Annotated in this window: 1 protein-coding gene and 1 pseudogene; one reads left to right on the forward strand and one right to left on the reverse strand. The window is 49.8% G+C overall.

From position 1 onward, the window contains the following. Positions 1–72: 72 nt before the first annotated feature. Positions 73–156, forward strand: a pseudogene (locus tag ACSZO4_RS25710) (heat shock protein HspQ); the annotation flags it as partial. A gap of 27 nt (positions 157–183) precedes the next feature. Here the strand turns inward: ACSZO4_RS25710 and ACSZO4_RS25715 are convergent. Continuing rightward, positions 184–597, reverse strand: a complete 414-nt coding sequence (locus tag ACSZO4_RS25715; protein WP_437891912.1) for a CoA-binding protein — start codon at positions 595–597, stop codon at positions 184–186. Positions 598–773 lie beyond the last annotated feature (176 nt).

The following is a 773-nucleotide window of genomic DNA, read 5'->3' on the forward strand; positions in this document are numbered from 1 at the left end:
CGACACCCATATCAAAACCGGTAACTCTCAACCTTTCAAGGTCAAGTGTCAGATCAAGTCGCGACTAATACAGATGAACATCCCGAACAGTCATCAATGGATGAACTTTCGCGTTCCATCCGCAAACAGCTTCAGGCACCTCGCCTGCGACACTAACAACACCCCGCCTGTCGGGGTGTTGTACTATTTGGCGAGTCCCAGCCGGGGAATTTCAATCGCCGGGCATCTGTCCATCACCACTTTCATTCCCGCTTCGCTGGCCAGTACCGCGGCCTGTTCGTTAATCACGCCCAGTTGCATCCATAATGTTTTCGCTCCAATCGCAATGGCATCCTGCGCCACGCTCCATGCGGCTTCAGAATTACGAAACACATCCACCATATCAACTTTTTCGGGCACATCCGCGAGAGTCGCGTAACCCTGCTGCCCCAGTAATGTACTGCCAGCCATCTTCGGCGAAACAGGTATCACGTGATAACCCTGATCAAGAAGGTATTTCATTACGCGGTAACTGGGTCTGTCAGGTTTATCACTCGCCCCTACTAAGGCAATGGTTTTGGTCGAGGTAAGGATGTCAGCGATATCAGTCTCTTTCATGTTTCCTCCAGCGGTTTTTGCAAGTGTACGTCAAACCCGGCATTGCAACCATTTATCCCATACATAAGTATGAGAGCGGCGCGGTTAATTATGTCTATAAGTTAAGGAAGGTGCGATTTAATCGGTGGGGTTCAGTGGAGTCCTTATCTGTATTAGCCTTACCTTAGCTGAGCTGT

This window comes from Phytobacter sp. V91, from assembly GCF_965644225.1.
GTDB lineage: Bacteria > Pseudomonadota > Gammaproteobacteria > Enterobacterales > Enterobacteriaceae > CBFFRJ01.